Genomic DNA, 16,651 nt, shown 5'->3' with positions numbered 1-16,651 from the left:
TAGCGTCTGCTATCTTTCTATAAATTTCATCATAGCGACTCTTTTTATCAGCATTTACTAACAGCGTTGATATATTCTTAGATTCGTAGCTTGGATCAAAAGGTTCAACAACCAAAATATTGTCGCTTTCTATAATATTATTATCTATTTTTATCTCGTAAGAGCTTTTTTTATTATAGACTTCTTCTCTTGGCTCTCTTCCTTCAGAGAGCTTTTTAAATGTTTTAGCGAAAGAAGTTTTCATTACGCCATTTGGTGCGTATATTAAATTTGCATGGGACTTACTAAAATCAAATACATGCTCTAGAGACGATATGCCATAACAATTTTTCAACTTAACTGATAGCTTTTCCATAGATATGTTTTTGCGCTGATTCTTCAAGGACAAAAACAGGTTTCCCTATTTGATATCAAACCCTATCAGTTGTAGCTTCTGTGACTCAGCCGATTATGCTGTAAATTATGCATCCACTCATCATGGATCTGTTCTGTCCATTTAGCCGCAAATAGCCCTGTTGTAGCCAGCTGCATCAAAATATCCCGCAAGTGATTGGGATAAAACACACAGGCGTCATACAAAACCGTTAAACCACTGGCCATTAGTCATATAGACCCATTTCTTCGGATAGCGCGACCATCTCATCCAACGCCCGAGAGCTTTGTTCATGGATCTGTTGCTTGTAGGCCATCAAATCATCAAACCGAATCCGACGATGACGCCCTACCTTATGATGAGGAAGCGCACCTGCTTCAATCTGTTTAATTAGATAAGGGCGAGAAACATTCAATAAATCGGCTGCCTCTTGAGTGGTCAACTCAGCATGGATAGGAATTAAAGCCACAGGTTAAGCCCTCCATTGGGAACGGCATCTTGCTGCCCAGTGTAAAAATTATTCGAAATATTCGCAACGACCTACCCTACTCAAGTGGATTTTCATGCCCCTCAAACGTAGGTTGGGTTGCACCCTATCCGATCAATAAAGATTTATCGAGATCGTTGCCAACCCAACATTGCCGTACCCCGAAAGAACCCTCGTAAGTTTGTTCTATTGATTGGTATCGGGTATCGATGGTGAACCATGGTGGGTTGGCGTGTTGGGTTTCGCGGGCTCAACCCAACCTACATTTTTATAATCGTCGTACCAACATGCTGATTACGTCATCGGGTTGGGGTCTCAAGATTAATCGATTGTCGGGTACTTCGATTAGCGGGCTCCATTGGCTGGTTTCTACATATCGTAAATTGTGCAGCAGATGGATGGTCTGGCGGATGTGGTCGGGATGACCAAGCAGAATATGACGGATAAAGCTGCTGGGCGGCAAACTGCTGGAAAAATCGGCAGGCAGACTGGGCGGCATTGGGGTGCCGGATGGGGGTGCCTGGTTTTGGAAAGTCATAGGGGCGTTTTCCTTTGGATATTGGGCGATTAACCCACGAAACAACAGGGAGGAAAGCCCCAAAAACTCAGCCACCCTGCAACTAAACTCAGGGTGGCTGTAAAATGCTCACAGCTCACCAACTGGTATCCTCAGTTGGGCGGGTCAGCGAGGTGGCAGTGTTACCAGCACTACCATCTCGCGCGGCTAAATTTTTGGGTGCGGAAAGACAGCTGTTATCAGCTGCCTATTCAGTAGGCTATCAGGCACAGATTGTTGAGTCAAGCAGGCATTAGCGAGGCTGTCACATCCCGTATACTTGGCTAAAATTTTAGTGCGATCGCAACGGTCAAATCATCCTGACAGTTGGTAATGGCATATCGAATTTTCTCTGAGCTGCAGCACAACCCTATCAGCTAGTTCAGTGATTTCCCCACGCACCAGCTGAGCAAACATCAGATATTAGACGACTCTGCCTAACGTATCGTCAGGCAAGTCCTACTACACCACCTCTACATCAATAGGACCATCAGCAGGGGCTGCCTGTGGGGGCTGCTGCGGCTGAAACTGGAACATGGTGTACACCACATTACGCCGAATGCCGGTCATCATGTCCAAAAAGACTTCATAGCCTTCACTCTTGTACTCAATCAGCGGATCCTTTTGACCATAGCCGCGTAAGCCAACCGTTTCCCGCAGTGCATCCATCTGCTGCAGATGCTCCCGCCAGAGGGTATCCACCTGTTGCAGGATAAAGAAGCGCTCGGCCTCACGCATCAAGCCTGGCTTCATCTTGTCCACCTGACCTTCTTTGATGTCGTAGGCAATGTGTACCTGCTCCCGCAAAAAGGTTTTAATCTCTCCCATGGAGAGATTTTCTAACTGGTCAGGGGTGAGGTCTTCCAGCAGATAGATAAACTCTTTAACCTTGCCAACAATATTGTCAAGATCCCATTCTTCTGACGGTAGTTCAGGATTGATATAGGCTTCGACAATGTCGTCCATGGTCTGCTCACCGTAGCCGATCACCAGCTCCTTAAGCTTGTCTCCTTCTAAGACGCGGCGGCGCTCGGCATAAATAGCCCGACGCTGATTATTCATCACCTCGTCGTATTCAAACACCTGCTTACGAATGTCGTAGTAATAGGTTTCTACCTTTTTCTGCGCCCCCTCCAACGAGCGAGTTAACATGCCAGACTCGATGGGCATGTCCTCTTCTACGCGGAAGGCATTCATCAGACCGGCAACGCGATCGCCGCCAAAGATTCGTAGCAGGTTGTCTTCTAAACTTAAGAAGAAACGAGTAGAACCGGGGTCACCCTGACGCCCAGCCCGGCCCCGCAGCTGATTATCCACCCGACGAGACTCGTGGCGCTCTGTACCAATCACGTGCAGGCCACCCAGCTCAATCACCTTGTCGTGCTCAGCATCGGTAAAGGTTTCATACTCAGCCAAAATCAGCTTGTATACTTCCCGCAGCTTTTGAATAGACTTATCTTCGGTAGGCGCTTTCTCAGCCGCTGTGGCAATTTTGTCTTCGGCTTCTAATTCTGACAGACTTTGTGGACCGTAATTTTTAACAGCAAAGGCTACGGCTTCCTTGAGAACCTTTTCGGTTTCCCCCGACAGCTCAGTGGGAAAGATCTCTGGCGAGGCTTTCCAGGTTTTTTTCTTTTTGCCGTTACCTTGGAAACCTTTTGCTGACGTTCTACCGCCACTAGCCGCAGCTACCTTGGCCACTCCAAAACCTTGCTCATCCTCAGGTCGCACCACCTTGGGCATCAAATATTCCCGTATTTTTAGGCGAGCCATATAGTCGGCATTACCCCCGAGAATAATGTCTGTTCCGCGACCAGCCATATTGGTGGCGATGGTGACAGCGCCGCTGCGGCCTGCCTGGGCAACAATTTCGGATTCACGCTCTACATTTTCTGGCTTAGCGTTGAGTAAGTTGTGCTCTACATTTAGCTGGTGCAGCAGCCCCGACAGCAGCTCCGACTTCTCAACACTGGTGGTACCCACCAAGACAGGACGCCCCGACTCATGCATTTCTGCACATTCTTTAGCAATGGCATGCCACTTGGCACTTTCGGTTTTGTATACGACATCCGACACGTCATTTCGGGCAATGGGGCGGTTGGTCGGAATGATGGTGACTTCAATGTCGTAGATCTTTTCAAATTCAGCTTCTTCGGTTTTGGCTGTGCCGGTCATGCCCGAGAGCTTGTCATAGAGCAAAAAGAAGTTTTGATAGGTAATCGAGGCCAGGGTTTGGGTTTCTGGCTGGATATCCACATGTTCTTTGGCTTCAATCGCCTGGTGCAAACCATCGCTCCAACGGCGACCGGGCATGACTCGACCGGTAAATTCATCAACGATCACTACTTCATCATTACGGACGATGTAGTTAACGTCTTTGACAAAGAGTTCTTTGGCTTTAACCGCGTTAAATACAAAATGCGCCCAGGGATCTTTTGGATCAAACAGGTCGTTCACACCCAGGAGGTTTTCCGCCTTTTCAAATCCTTCGTCTGTGAGTAGGACATTACGGGCCTTTTCATCGACCTCGTAGTCCGTCTCGGGCTGCAGCTGCCGAGCCAGATCGGCGGCTTGCACATACTTTTCCTGGGGACGGTCAACCTGTCCTGAAATAATCAGCGGTGTCCGGGCTTCATCCACCAGGATGGAGTCTACTTCGTCGATGATGCAAAAGTTAAATGGGCGTTGGACGACTTCCTCAATGGAGGAGGCCATATTATCCCTCAGGTAGTCAAACCCAAACTCGCTGTTGGTGCCGTAGGTAATGTCACAGGCGTAGTTTTTGCGCCGCTCTGAGGGGCTCATGCCCTGCTGAATCAGTCCCACTGACAATCCCAAGAAGCGGTGGACCTGCCCCATCCATTCCGCATCACGACGAGCTAGGTAGTCATTGACGGTTACAATGTGTACCCCTTTACCGGAAAGGGCATTGAGGTAGGCGGGCAGGGTGGCTACCAGGGTTTTACCTTCGCCGGTTTTCATCTCAGCGATCTGGCCATCGTGGAGCACCATGCCACCGACTAGCTGCACATCATAGTGACGCATGCCTAAGACCCGCATGCCCGCTTCTCGGACAATGGCGAACGCCTCGGTGAGCAGATCGTCGAGATCTTCACCCTTCTCAAGGCGCTGCTTAAACTCAGCGGTTTTCCCCCGCAGGTCATCATCGGAGAGGGCCTTGATCTCCTCTTCTAGGAGGGCAATCTCTTTGACGTCAGGTTGATAGCGCTTGAGCTTGCGGGCGTTTGGATCGCCTAAAAGTCGTTTCAGCATGTCTGGGCAGTAAACGGCGAGTGTGGAGGTACTATACCCCGATACCTATCTTATCTAGATATGCTCAGCCTAAAACCTATCCTTAGGGACGGTTTACCTCACTCGAAAATAATGCTGTCTTTTAGTGTGTAGATGCAGCGGGATCAGGGGCAATCCCCCGAAGAGCTGTGGCAAGCTAGGACAGGTGGCTCTGGGGTGAGGATTAAAGATGCGCGGCTGGTTAAATCACATCCAAGTTAAAACGTCGAGTTTTCCTCCCTTAGACCCCTACAAATTTGGATGCGGATCAGGGTTAGTGGCACTGATCGGTTTGAGCCTCAGCTTACCTGCGATCGCACAGCCGTCCATTGTGCCTGCAGACGGTACCCAGGTTGAGCAAAACGCGGCTGACTACAGCATTACCGGCGGCCAACCATCTGCAGATGGGTTGAACCTATTTCACGGGTTTGATCGCTTTAATCTAGATCAGTCTGAGCAAGCTACGTTTGTAGTGCCAGCGGGTGTGGCCCATGTGCTCGGGCGTATTAGCGGTGGTGAGGCGTCCTTAATTAATGGCCAGCTGCAGCTTGTGGGCAGTAATGCTGACTTGTTTCTACTAAACCCAGCGGGAATTATCTTTGGGAAAGAGGCGACGCTGGCTTTACCAGGAGACTTTCTGGCGACGACTGCAGATAGCGTTTTGTTTGATGGTGGAACGTTTCCGGCCCTGGGCTCGGTAGACTATGCCTCACTGGTGGGGCAGCCCACAGGGTTAGACTTCTGGGTTAATGCTGGCGGAGCATTGGTCAACAGCGGGAATTTGGAGGTGGCTCCAGGAGCGACGTTGGCCCTGGTGGGCAGCCGCGTGGTGAATGAGGGGAATCTTTTGAGTCCTGGGGGTTCTGTAACCCTGGCGGCGGTGCCTGAGGGCCATTATGTTCGTCTCAGTGCTGTGGGGTCAGTGCTGGCCTATGATGTGGCTCCTCAGCAGCTGACCAGTGAAATTGAGCCGTTAGATTTGCCTACTCTACTCACGGAGCCGTCGGTGGCGTCAGCGACCGGGCTGGTGGTTAACCCAGATGGCAGCCTGCAGCTAGCGGGGGCGAATATTGATGCTGCGACTGGAACGACCCTCTCTAGTGGCGAGGTGGTTGGTGAGGCGGTACAGTTCCTGGGTGAGCAGGTGGGGTTGCTGGATGGCCAGGTGGTAGCGTCTGGCGGCGGCAATATTTGGGTGGGGGGCAATCAGGAAGGTACAGGCCCATTACCCAATGCGCGGGCCGTCTATGTGGCCCCAACGGCAACGGTGACCGCCGATGCGACAGGGCAGGGCACGGGGGGCAATATTATCGTTTGGTCAGAAGAGAGCAGCCGTATTTATGGCACCGTGTCGGCTCGAGGTGGAGACCAAGGCGGTGATGGTGGGTTTGTGGAAACCAGCAGTCGGGGCTTTTTGGAGGTAACCCAAAGACCGGATGTGTCAGCGGCCTTTGGAAACCCTGGGCTGTGGCTATTGGATCCGTTTGATATTGAGATTCGTGATAACGGTGGCAATAATGAGAATTTATCGGCAGCCAGTCCGTTCACAGCCACAGGGTCTGTTTCTGTTTTAGATGTTGATCTGCTAAGCGAGGCGCTCTCTAACGGGAGTGTGGTTGTTTCGACGGGTAGCGGTGGTACTGAGAGTGGCAATATCACCCTGATTGACCCGCTGAACTACACGGCTAGTCCAGGGGCGACTTTAGAACTCTTGGCAGCGGGCAATATTGTGATTGAGGGTGCGATCGCACCCGCAGCAACCGCCACTCCTCTTAACCTCCAGCTCCTAGCCGACACCGATCGTCAAGGCAATGGTGTGGTGACCATTAATGGCGCCATCAATACGGCAGGCGGCAACTTGACGGTGGATGGCAATGGGGAGCAACTAACATCAGCCGCAGGGGTTTCCCTCCTTGCCGGGAGTAACATTCAGACCAATGGCGGCGATGTCACCCTGACGGGACGTCATAGCAACAGTCCCGGTGTTTTAGTCGAGGACGGCGTTCGCATTGACACCGGGGGCACCGGACAGATTTCCATCAACGGGGTAAGCAACACAGGTATTGGTGTAGATCTAGGGGACAATCTGGTCACCGATAGCAGTCTGTTAACCCTGGATGGCCGCATTAACAATCCAACCGAGTTAGCCATCCAGTCGGCAGCTCCCCTAGTGGATAACGATGTACGCCTCAATGCCGTGGGAGATATTGAGGTCAACTACATCGAGACCCAGGCAGGGATTGACATCACAACCACTAATTTTTTGCGGGTAACGGGGAGCAACGCAGCGGGGCAAAGTTTGCTAGCACCCAACAGTATTCGCATTCGCCATGGGGGGAATGGGCAAACACCCTTTGTGGTGGGAAATGCCAGCACGAATGGGACAGTGGGGGCCATCGCAACCGACACCAGCCTCACCCCTGTCCAATCATTCTCTGGCAGTTTTTCCCAAGGCTCCATTAGCATTTTGACCATGGGCTCCAATCTCACTGACTGTGTCGATGGTTGCAATGATGACCTGAGCGACGAGGATTTTTCAGATGGCGACCTGGACGAAGACAACACCTTAGACGATTTCTTCGATGATGATGTCCTCGATTTTGAAGACAGTGATGAAGGAACTGAAACTGATGGTGAGTTAGCCAGTGATAGCAGCTTCGAGGACGGCGATAGTGCTGAAGATGCTGATGGGGAAGACGATAACGGTGGCGACAACGAGTTTGGCGACGATGAGTTTGATGACGAGGAAGAAGAAGAATTTGACGACGAGGATGAGGAGTTCGAAGAGGATGAGGAATTTGGTGACGAAGATGTCTTTTTTGAGATCTTGGACGATGCCGAAATCACCTCTGAAGAACTAGCTGCCAGAGAACAGAGCATTTCCCAAGAATATTCCCAGTACTTAGGCGTGCGCGCCGAGCGCAATTTGCCCCTACCAGAAGTACAGCAAAAACTGAGTCAGGTAACCGTTGAAACCGGCTATGTCCCAGGCATTTTATACATCAACTTTGTCCCTGACACTCGGCCCCAAGCCAAACAAGTGCTTGAAATCAGCCCAGAAAACAATCTGTTAGAACTTGTCCTAGTCACTGCAGACAAACCACCCCATCGTCTTCTGGTGGACAGCACCCAAGCTGATATTCAAACCGCTGTTGCCCAGCTACACCGAGGGGTCATTAGCCAGTCCCTAGGCCGTCGTTATTTGCGCCCGGCGAAACGACTTCACAGCTCCCTAATTGAACCGTTAGAAGACATCCTGAGCAAGCAAGGTATCAATCATCTAGCCTTTGTATTGCCCAGTGGTTTGCGCGCTCTACCGCTGGCAGCGCTGCATAATGGAGACTCTTTTTTGATTGAGCGCTATAGCCTCGGCATTATGCCCAGCGTTGGTTTAACCAATATTGACTACAGCGACGTCAGATCTGCAGAAGTCTTAGCGGTGGGAGCCTCCACCTTTCCGGATCAGCCAGATCTACCGGCTGTCCCCCTAGAGCTTAAGACCATTGCCGACACCCTCTGGCCAGGACAGTTCTTCCTGAATGAATCCTTTACCCCTGAGCAAGTTCTAGCCAATCGACAACGTGGTGATTACAGCATCCTACATTTAGCCACCCATGGAGAGTTTCGAGCCGGTGATCCCAGTAACTCCTATATTCAGTTTTGGGATCAGCGCGTAACCCTAAGCCAGCTGCCTAACCTCAGTCTCAACGATCCGCCCGTAGACTTACTGGTGCTCAGCGCCTGTCGTACCGCCCTGGGAAGCCGAGAAGCAGAATTAGGATTTGCTGGATTAGCCGTGCAAGCAGGTGTAAAAACAGCCATGGCCAGCCTTTGGCGGGTGGATGACGTCGGTACTGCCGGATTAATGACCGAATTTTACGCCCATCTACGGGACAGTACTCTGCGGGCAGAGGCTCTGCGGCAGGCGCAGCTAGCCATGATCCGAGGCGATATTACCGTAGACGCTGGCGAACTCACATGGACAGGAGGCCGCCTGACGATGCCCCCGGCCCTGGCCAACGAAACCCGACTCGTTCTTAACCATCCTTTTTACTGGGCTGCCTTTACCCTAATCGGCAGTCCCTGGTAGGTTAATTTTGTAGTGTTTGATACTAATTGTTTGATATTTAGTATCAAGGAATTTGATAGTTGCCCTTGGTCAAGCTGTGTATGGTAAGGGCAGGCCTACCGTTAGTTACGTTTCTTTAGTTACGTTGTTCTCTCATTATCCCACCCCCTATGGATTGTCGGTCTGTTCAATTTCGCTACACCGAAACCTTTACCCCACAGGATTTAGAACAACTTAGAGCCCTTTTTAATCAGGCCGCATTTTGGGCAGAAGACCGGCGGTTTGAGGACTTAGCCAAGGCTATTAGCCATAGCTGCCCCGTGGTCACAGCCTGGCATGGAGAAATACTCATTGGCTTTGCTCGAGCCACATCTGATGGCGTTTATCGTGCCACCATTTGGGATGTGGTTATCCATGATGATTACCAGGGGGCTGGGCTGGGCCGCAAGTTAGTAGAAACCGTTCTCGGTCATCCCCATATGAGCCATGTGGAACGGACCTATCTGATGACTACAAATCAGAAACAGTTCTACCAGCGAGTAGGCTTTGCGGAAAATGAAACTACCACTATGGTGCTACTCAATCAGCCGATTGACGACCGGCTGCTGCGGCACACAGAGGAAGTGTTTTATTAGACTTGTCCTAAGAGCTGCCCTACCCCACGCTTCCTTCTTCGGCCTCCATGGTCTCTCGGCTATCGCCCCAGTAGGCGCTGTAGGTCCATTCTTCCTTCATGCCCTTATCTACGATCTGCCAACGGTAAATAGCCTTATCAGGATTGACCCCTACTTCAAGTAACTTAGCCCCCATATAATATTCTGTCTGTTTTTTAGTCCGAGCCCTGAGGAATTCGGACTGACTTTTGGAGATCAGTTTGGTGATATGGGCTTGGGTAGGTTTCTTTCTAGCCATTGGTGAAGTGTTATCTACTTTTGAGGGTTTTGAGGGTTTTTATCTTGCGATCGCATTGCGCGAAATCAGACTATCCCACAACTAACGATTATCGGATTGACAATTGGCGATGGTTGCGAATGAGAGCTATTGCCAACTGCTACTAATAGTTAGCTGGCGGCTGTGGCGGCGGAGACTCAGGATAGGGGCCTGCATCCCCAGACGCTGTGGGTGCAGGTCGAAAATCTGTGTAGTTGTTTTCTGGCGAGTCCGCCGGTCGAGGCCGCACGTTGAGAGGAGGCCGCTCAGGACGAGGAGCAGAATCCCTCGGTGGTTGCGCTCCTCCCCCTAAGCTATGACCAGCCCCACCGTTACCCGCTGGAACAGGAGCATCTACAGGACGCTGAGGTGGGCGCTGGCGACTATTGGGAGGTGGTGAACCGTCATAGCGAGGATTAGCATAGAAACCATCCGAAGGAGCGCTGGGCCGATTATCGGGTCGATTATCGGGTCGACCAGGAGCAGACCGACTGTCAGAGTAGTTATCTAATCGCTCATCGGGACGACCACCCGGCTGTAAGCGTGCTGGCGGTCGCCGATCTTCGTAAGAAGGGCGAGGCTCTAAGGGACGAGGCTCATAGCGATCGCCATACCCATCATCATGCTGACCACCTCGATTGCTGGGAATACGCGGCTGTCTTGGTCCGGGGGCATCCCAATCATCTAACTCAGCCCGATACACCCGTCGTGGGCGCTCGTCATAGCGCCTTGGAGGAGCATCCCGCTCTGCAGGACGACTATTGCGATTGGACTCTCGCTTAGTGATGTCGTTGATAATCAGAGTTGTCAACATACCCACCAGCATGACCTGCTGAAAAGAAGCCAGCAGTTCCATATTTAGGTGTGCTAGTAGAAATACCCCAGATATTAGGAGCAAGATGGAATACACCTTGTCAGAGCTACGCTCGTAGCCTGGCTTAAGCTTATCTAGAAAGAAAAGCCCAACCGCACCGAGTATCAGTATTAATCCAACTAGCAGCGGGACCGGAGTACCAAAATTCACAATCGCTTCCTCGTATTATGGTGGCTCTGTGACAGGAGGGTGACAGACGTTTTGCCTAGCTAACCATAGCCACCAATTCTATCCTAGCGGGCGGCATGGGTTTTGTCTTTTGCCAGGTTAGTCCTAGCTAATCAAATAAAAAGGAGTACAGCTGTATAGCCACACTCCTTTTATAAAATCTGGTTTCTTTTAAAAAGCTGGCTAAAAAATTGACCTTAGCCATGCTGATGTGAACTAACCGCATGCATTGGCAAGACCTCCAAACTAGAAAGTCGCAAACCTCAGCCCGAGTTAGACCATTTGCCAATATGAGGTTAGCGGCGAATTTTGTCCCGCTGACTAATAAAGACAATGGCAATAGTTGCAGGAATAACTACGACGAAAGCGCCAGCTGCAAGGCTTAATAGAAAATTTGTTAATGATGGTGTCATGGCCTCTACCTTCTAAATCAGCAAACGTTTGTAATGCTTGAATAATATAGTATCGAGCAACGTTAACCTTGAGAAGTCTTTTTCCCTCAGCAGGCCATGATTTTGAACCTGTTTGACCCGTTCAAGGCCATTTATACAAGGTATTTCTAAGATTTTGGAAATGTATAGCGCTTAGCCATCCGCTTAAGCTTTACAATCCTTAATGTCGGTCATTTCCCCACGAGGCGATATAACGATGTCGGGTATCACAATTGGCAACTGGATTGTTGGACCGCTGCTGGCGGTAATGACGTTGCTTTTCATCTTTCGGATTGTACTGACTTGGTATCCTGAAGCAGAATCAGCCAAGTTTCCGTTTAGCTTAGTTTACTGGCCCACCGAGCCATTTCTAATCCCTGTCCGTAAGGTGATCCCTCCCTTTGGTGGTGTGGATATCTCTCCCATCATTTGGGTAGCGTTTATCAGCCTGCTGCGAGAAATTTTGGTAGGCCAGCAAGGATTACTCAGAATGTTCTAAAAACCCTATGTTTCTGGCTGTAACCTGAGGTTTGTAGGCAGAATGGAAGGGGCCGCCCGTACAGACCTATCAGTACAGAAGGAGAGACCGTTAGTGCCTTCCGCTGCTGCCGCAACAACGCTAATCAAAGATCCCGATCGCTTAGAGACTCGCCTCAAGGAAATTCCCCAGGAGCCCGGCGTTTATTTTATGCGGGATGGGGATGACCAAATCCTCTACATCGGCAAGTCCAAAAGCCTACGCAATCGAGTCCGCTCTTACTTTAGGGACTCCAATCACCACGCACCGCGAATCAGCGTGATGGTCACCCAGGTGGTGGATATCGAGTTTATCGTCACGGATACTGAGGCAGAGGCTCTCGCTTTAGAAGCAAATTTAATCAAGCAGCACCAGCCGTACTTTAATGTGCTGCTGAAGGATGATAAAAAATATCCTTACCTCTGTATTACTTGGTCAGAGGACTATCCACGAATTTTTATTACCCGTAAGCGACGTAAAACCACAAAAAAAGATCGCTATTACGGTCCTTACGTAGATACGGGTTTACTCCGGCGCACTCTGCATATTTCCAAAAAAATCTTTCCGCTGCGGCAGCGACGTCAGCCCCTATTCAAAGACCGGCCCTGTCTCAATTACGATATTGGTCAATGCCCAGGGGTATGTCAGGAGCTGATCACCCCGGAGGATTATCACAAGATTGTCCAGAAAGTGGCTATGGTCTTCCAGGGGCGGGTGCAGGAACTAGAGTCAATCTTGACCAGCCAGATGGAAAAAGCGGCTGAAAAGCTGAATTTTGAGCAGGCGGCACGATTGCGGGATCAAATTCGTGGGCTACAGACCCTGAGCGCTCATCAAAAGGTAGCACTGCCGGACGATACGATTTCCCGCGATGCCATTGCGTTATCTGGCGACGATCAGCATACCTGTGTCCAGCTGTTCCAGATTCGAGCCGGGCGTTTAGTCGGTCGCTTGGGTTTTGTGGCCGATTCACAGTCGGGGACACCAGGGCAGATTTTACAAAAAGTTCTAGAAGAGCATTACCCGACCGTAGATGCAGTGGAGATTCCCAGTGAGATTTTGGTTCAGCATCCGCTGCCAGAGGCTGAGATTTTGGCGGGTTTTCTAACTCAGCAAAAGGGGCGAAAAGTCACAATTGAAGTGCCCCAGCGGCAGACTAAGGCCGAACTAGTGGATATGGTGGAGCGCAATGCCCAGTATGAGCTAGCGCGCACCCAGCGCTTTGCCGATCGCAACAACCAGGCGATGCAGGACTTGGCCGAGATTGTAGACCTACCGGGACAGCCCAAGCGGATTGAAGGGTACGATATTTCCCACATTCAAGGATCAGACGCGGTGGCCTCCCAGGTGGTATTTGTCGATGGTCTACCGGCAAAGCAGCACTATCGCCATTACAAAATCAAAAATCTTCAGGTGACCAGCGGCCACTCCGACGACTTTGCCAGCATGGCGGAGGTGATTCGGCGGCGGTTTCGCAAATATGCGGAAGATCGCTCAAAGGAGCGGATTGGCAACCCGGACTGGCCTGACCTGGTCATGATTGACGGGGGCAAAGGACAGCTCTCAGCCGTCGTTGAGGTGCTGAAAGAACTGAACTTGCTGAGTGAGCTACATGTGGTGAGTTTGGCCAAAAAACGTGAGGAAATCTTTTTGCCTGGGGAGTCAAAACCGTTACCGACAGAATCCGAACAGCCTGGCGTACAGCTGCTGCGTCGTCTGCGCGATGAGGCCCACCGCTTTGCTGTCAGTTTCCACCGGAAAAAACGCACGGACCGCATGCGGCGTTCTCGACTCAGCGAGATTCCGGGTCTGGGGCATCACCGACAAAAGATGCTGTTGGCCGAGTTTCGTTCTATTGACTACATTCGTGAGGCTAGTGTGGAGCGACTGACAGTGGTATCAGGCATTGGTCCCCAGCTCGCGCAACAAATTTACGAGTACTTCCATCCAGAGTCCTCATAATTAGTAGGCTTTAATGCTTGGTAATTCTGTTTTAGTAATTTATTCAATCGAGACTTACTATCAACAACTTTAACCGACGGCAAAATCATCGTGCTGCCGCATAAAGGGTGCATGGTATCCCAGCACAATATCCCCTGCAGGCACTCCTAACTCAAGTAGGCGATTAGCAATCCCCACTTCAGTGCCATCATGCTGAATCCAGAGCTTGCCGTCCAAAATATCAATGTGAATAAGTGGGCCAAAAATCCGACGAGTCTTGGCCCAACCGGCATGGAAGACCTGATAGTGATCACCCTCAGTGTCGAAGAATTTGTAAACCTTGATCGCCTCATTCGCCAATTTTACGTTGGCATATTCCAGCAACAGTGCTTGAATCCACTGGCGATATTGATCTAGCTTATCCATTTATCAATCGCCTCCTGCATCGATCCTTTGTCGCCATAACCGTTAGTCCTCATAGCGAACGCGACCACGGGAGGCTTTTTGCTGAGCGCGTTTAGCTTTGCTATCGAGACGTCTTTTTTTAGCGGCTTTGCTAGGTTTGGTGGGTTTGCGTTTCTTCTTAACCACCATGGCAGCGCGAATCAGCTGTTGTAGACGCTCTAGGGCATCGGTTTTATTACGGAGCTGGGTGCGATAAGCCTGGGACTTTAGATTGATGACGCCGTCTTTGGTAATCCGGCTGTCGTTTAGAGCCAGCAGCCGAGTTTTGTAATGTTCGGGTAAAGACGATGCGGGTATGTCAAACCGGAGATGGATCGCCGTGGCAACTTTATTGACGTTTTGACCGCCTGCGCCTTGCGATCGCACCGCCTGCAGTTCAATCTCACTATCGGGAATCGCCACCTGGCTCGAAATCCTCAGCATTGCCTACTCCTGTTACCTACTGTCAGCATAACCAACTACACTGGTTCTACGCCTGATGCGATCTCCCCATGGCCATGTTCAGTTACCTTCAGCGTCTGTTACGGATAATCCCGACGCTGCTGTCGGTGTACTACGCTTACATGCTTGAGTATCGCGCTGAGCTGATGTTTTGGGTACTGTCGGGTTCGTTTCCGCTAATTTTGATGGGGCTATGGCAAGAAGCCGCCCGCAGCGGGCAGTTTGACCTCAACCCTGATGATGTAGTGCGCTACTTTTTAGCCGTCTTTGTCGTCCGACAGCTGACGGTCGTATGGGTGATTTGGGACTTTGAACGGGAAGTCTTAGAAGGTAAACTGTCGCCGCTGCTGCTACAGCCCCTTGATCCAGGCTGGCGTCATTTTTCATCCCACCTAGCTGAACGCTTGGCCAGATTGCCCTTTATTGCCGCACTAGTAGGTCTTTTTCTCGGACTCTATCCAGCTGCCCGGCAAAAACCTGCCCACATTGTTTGGGGACTCGTTGCGATCGCACTCGCCTTTTGCCTGCGTTTTTTAATGCAATACACCTATGCCATGGTGGCCTTCTGGGTGGAACGGGCAACGGCGATTGAACAATTCTCATTTTTGCTCTATACCTTTTTTTCGGGCATGGTGGCCCCGTTAACCCTGTTTCCTGACACCGTGCGTTCAATTGTCCTGTGGACGCCGTTTCCGTATCTGATTTATGTACCGGCCAGCCTGATTGTGGGTTTACCCATCGACATTGCCAAAAGTATTGCGGTCACCCTGGGGTGGTGTTTGATTTTTTGGTGTGTCAACCGTTGGCTATGGCGACGGGGACTCAGGCGCTATTCAGGCATTGGAGCCTAGGTAGACAATTTCGTAAAAGCTCATCGAGTACTTAAGTATATGTAGAGAAGGTAAACCTGAGGCTATCTATACAAAGCTAATATGTGGCTTATTTGTAATAGGTTTAAAGACGATTTGCTTCTCTTCATAAGCCCCATACTTTTACCCATTAACTTGAATTTTCTTGCTAAATAAAAGCCTTTTTGGCCTATCTCTTAACTAACACTTTACGGACTACCGATATAGCAAAGACTAAAGTAGTAATGAGCGATTTTTCCTAAGAAAAACACTCGGTTGAATGGCTGATGTTTGATGGAGGTAGATTTTATTACACTGGTCGCCAATCTCAGCGATTCTCGAAGAGATCCTTTCTGGCTACCGCTTACTGCCGTTCTTTCTAGCTAACGTTAGGTGTAAACCTAATCAATTCAGCCTCAATATTAAACAAGCTTCCTGAATTGTTTTTATTATGACTACTATCCAACTCGACGCGCGCGCTTTATCCACTGGAACTCTTGATTCTGTCACTGCTCTTTCTACGTTTCAGAGTCTTCAGTCAAATAGCCAAAAACTTGCGGCTGAGCACCTTAACCAGTTAGATTTAGCCGAGCTAATCAACGTGTGTCAGCTCCATCGCTATCCGGAGCAAGCACCGTTTTCAGAGCTAATGCGTCGATACAAATCCCATGTGGATCGTCAGCTTTATCATCTTGCTCCCGACTGGTCTGATCGAGCTGATTTAGCGCAGGAAGTTTGGATTCGTGTCTATCGCAACCTGAATCGTTTACAGTCACCCGTGAAGTTTAAAGGTTGGATGAGTCGTATTACCACCAACTTGTTCTACGACGAACTGCGGAAGCGCAAGCGGCATGCAGGCACTCTATCTTTAGATGCTCCTCGCCATTTGGATGATGGCCAGGTTGATTGGGAGATTGCATCAGATGATCCTAGTCCTGTGGACACCATGATGACCCACGAGTTTTATGATCGCTTACAAGCAGCTATTGCTGAACTGCCTGAGGTATTTCGAACTACGATTGTTTTGAGAGAGATTCAGGGGCTGCCCTACGAAGAGATTGCTGAAATTACTGGAGTTTCTCTAGGCACTGTAAAGTCTCGCATTGCTCGGGCTCGCTATCGTCTACAGGGCGAACTCAAGCGCTATATCGATGGTCAGCACTCGGCTTAGGTAGCAATTTCTAAAAGGCGTTCCAGGGAATGCCGCCACACCCTCCCAAAGTATATTAGGACCATAAGGCTGATGGCTTGGGAGTAAAC

16 protein-coding genes are annotated in these 16,651 nt (G+C 50.2%); 6 read left to right on the top strand and 10 right to left on the bottom strand.

All coding sequences use genetic code 11. The features are described 5' to 3' along the window. The 5 genes from IQ260_RS13680 to secA all read right to left on the bottom strand — a co-directional run. The coding region (locus tag IQ260_RS13680; protein WP_228016029.1) for a hypothetical protein at positions 1-355 on the bottom strand (355 nt) is incomplete at its 3' end. A gap of 65 nt (positions 356-420) precedes the next feature. Continuing rightward, complete coding sequence (locus tag IQ260_RS13675; protein WP_193993667.1) at positions 421-600, bottom strand: hypothetical protein; 180 nt, start codon at positions 598-600, stop codon at positions 421-423. Beyond that, positions 600-842, bottom strand: coding sequence for a helix-turn-helix domain-containing protein (locus IQ260_RS13670; protein ID WP_193993666.1), 243 nt, complete (start codon positions 840-842; stop codon positions 600-602). The genes IQ260_RS13675 and IQ260_RS13670 overlap by 1 nt, the downstream gene beginning before the upstream one ends. A gap of 286 nt (positions 843-1,128) precedes the next feature. Further along, a complete protein-coding gene (locus IQ260_RS13665) occupies positions 1,129-1,398 on the bottom strand; it encodes a hypothetical protein (protein ID WP_193993665.1) in 270 nt (89 codons plus the stop codon). A 480-nt stretch (positions 1,399-1,878) separates the two neighbouring features. Next, positions 1,879-4,689 (bottom strand): preprotein translocase subunit SecA, encoded by a 2,811-nt coding sequence (gene secA, locus IQ260_RS13660; RefSeq protein WP_193993664.1) that lies wholly within the window; start codon positions 4,687-4,689, stop codon positions 1,879-1,881. Between the two features lie 208 nt (positions 4,690-4,897). On the opposite strand from secA, the gene IQ260_RS13655 reads away from it, so the two are divergent. Both IQ260_RS13655 and IQ260_RS13650 read left to right on the top strand, forming a co-directional pair. Further along, the gene (locus tag IQ260_RS13655; protein WP_228016027.1) at positions 4,898-8,797 is read left to right on the top strand and encodes a CHAT domain-containing protein; all 3,900 of its coding nucleotides are present in this window, start codon (positions 4,898-4,900) and stop codon (positions 8,795-8,797) included. A gap of 149 nt (positions 8,798-8,946) precedes the next feature. After that, entirely contained in the window at positions 8,947-9,411 is a 465-nt protein-coding gene (locus tag IQ260_RS13650) for a GNAT family N-acetyltransferase (protein WP_193993662.1), read from the top strand. 19 nt (positions 9,412-9,430) lie between these two features. On the opposite strand, the gene IQ260_RS13645 is transcribed toward IQ260_RS13650, so the two are convergent. The 3 genes from IQ260_RS13645 to psbX form a co-directional block, all read right to left on the bottom strand. Then, positions 9,431-9,688: a hypothetical protein gene (locus tag IQ260_RS13645; RefSeq protein WP_193993661.1), complete on the bottom strand. Its 258-nt coding sequence runs from the start codon at positions 9,686-9,688 to the stop codon at positions 9,431-9,433. Positions 9,689-9,830: 142 nt separating this feature from the next. Then, on the bottom strand, positions 9,831-10,730 hold the full coding sequence (locus tag IQ260_RS13640) for a Ycf66 family protein (RefSeq protein ID WP_193993660.1): 900 nt from the start codon (positions 10,728-10,730) through the stop codon (positions 9,831-9,833). Positions 10,731-11,044: 314 nt separating this feature from the next. After that, complete coding sequence (gene psbX / locus IQ260_RS13635; RefSeq protein WP_193993659.1) at positions 11,045-11,161, bottom strand: photosystem II reaction center X protein; 117 nt, start codon at positions 11,159-11,161, stop codon at positions 11,045-11,047. A gap of 235 nt (positions 11,162-11,396) precedes the next feature. On the opposite strand from psbX, the gene IQ260_RS13630 reads away from it, so the two are divergent. Next, a complete protein-coding gene (locus tag IQ260_RS13630; RefSeq protein WP_193993658.1) occupies positions 11,397-11,678 on the top strand; it encodes a YggT family protein in 282 nt (93 codons plus the stop codon). 93 nt (positions 11,679-11,771) lie between these two features. Continuing rightward, positions 11,772-13,658 (top strand): excinuclease ABC subunit UvrC, encoded by a 1,887-nt coding sequence (uvrC, locus tag IQ260_RS13625; protein WP_193993657.1) that lies wholly within the window; start codon positions 11,772-11,774, stop codon positions 13,656-13,658. A 69-nt stretch (positions 13,659-13,727) separates the two neighbouring features. On the opposite strand, the gene IQ260_RS13620 is transcribed toward uvrC, so the two are convergent. After that, positions 13,728-14,063, bottom strand: a complete 336-nt coding sequence (locus IQ260_RS13620; protein ID WP_193993656.1) for a XisI protein — start codon at positions 14,061-14,063, stop codon at positions 13,728-13,730. Between the two features lie 42 nt (positions 14,064-14,105). Then, on the bottom strand, positions 14,106-14,516 hold the full coding sequence (arfB, locus tag IQ260_RS13615) for an alternative ribosome rescue aminoacyl-tRNA hydrolase ArfB (RefSeq protein ID WP_456152052.1): 411 nt from the start codon (positions 14,514-14,516) through the stop codon (positions 14,106-14,108). Between the two features lie 83 nt (positions 14,517-14,599). Here arfB and IQ260_RS13610 point away from each other — a divergent pair, with 83 nt between their 5' ends. Together IQ260_RS13610 and IQ260_RS13605 are read left to right on the top strand one after the other, a co-directional pair. Next, entirely contained in the window at positions 14,600-15,394 is a 795-nt protein-coding gene (locus tag IQ260_RS13610; protein WP_193993654.1) for an ABC transporter permease, read from the top strand. Positions 15,395-15,842: 448 nt separating this feature from the next. Then, positions 15,843-16,562 (top strand): sigma-70 family RNA polymerase sigma factor, encoded by a 720-nt coding sequence (locus IQ260_RS13605; RefSeq protein ID WP_193993653.1) that lies wholly within the window; start codon positions 15,843-15,845, stop codon positions 16,560-16,562. The last annotated feature ends 89 nt before the right edge of the window (positions 16,563-16,651 follow it).

It is taken from the genome of Leptolyngbya cf. ectocarpi LEGE 11479, assembly GCF_015207065.1.
GTDB classification, from domain to species: domain Bacteria; phylum Cyanobacteriota; class Cyanobacteriia; order Phormidesmidales; family Phormidesmidaceae; genus Leptothoe; species Leptothoe ectocarpi.
The sequence above is the reverse complement of the archived record's forward strand: the minus strand, read 5'-3'. Positions and strand labels throughout refer to the sequence as shown.

Excerpts from the sequence above, each read along its gene's own strand:
- IQ260_RS13675 (WP_193993667.1), bottom strand. The coding sequence starts at position 600 with ATGGCCAGTGGTTTAACGGTTTTGTATGACGCCTGTGTGTTTTATCCC.
- IQ260_RS13665 (WP_193993665.1), bottom strand. The coding sequence starts at position 1,398 with ATGACTTTCCAAAACCAGGCACCCCCATCCGGCACCCCAATGCCGCCC.
- secA (WP_193993664.1), bottom strand. The coding sequence starts at position 4,689 with ATGCTGAAACGACTTTTAGGCGATCCAAACGCCCGCAAGCTCAAGCGC.
- IQ260_RS13655 (WP_228016027.1), top strand. The coding sequence starts at position 4,898 with ATGCGCGGCTGGTTAAATCACATCCAAGTTAAAACGTCGAGTTTTCCT.
- IQ260_RS13650 (WP_193993662.1), top strand. The coding sequence starts at position 8,947 with ATGGATTGTCGGTCTGTTCAATTTCGCTACACCGAAACCTTTACCCCA.
- IQ260_RS13645 (WP_193993661.1), bottom strand. The coding sequence starts at position 9,688 with ATGGCTAGAAAGAAACCTACCCAAGCCCATATCACCAAACTGATCTCC.
- psbX (WP_193993659.1), bottom strand. The coding sequence starts at position 11,161 with ATGACACCATCATTAACAAATTTTCTATTAAGCCTTGCAGCTGGCGCT.
- IQ260_RS13630 (WP_193993658.1), top strand. The coding sequence starts at position 11,397 with ATGTCGGGTATCACAATTGGCAACTGGATTGTTGGACCGCTGCTGGCG.
- IQ260_RS13620 (WP_193993656.1), bottom strand. The coding sequence starts at position 14,063 with ATGGATAAGCTAGATCAATATCGCCAGTGGATTCAAGCACTGTTGCTG.
- IQ260_RS13610 (WP_193993654.1), top strand. The coding sequence starts at position 14,600 with ATGTTCAGTTACCTTCAGCGTCTGTTACGGATAATCCCGACGCTGCTG.
- IQ260_RS13605 (WP_193993653.1), top strand. The coding sequence starts at position 15,843 with ATGACTACTATCCAACTCGACGCGCGCGCTTTATCCACTGGAACTCTT.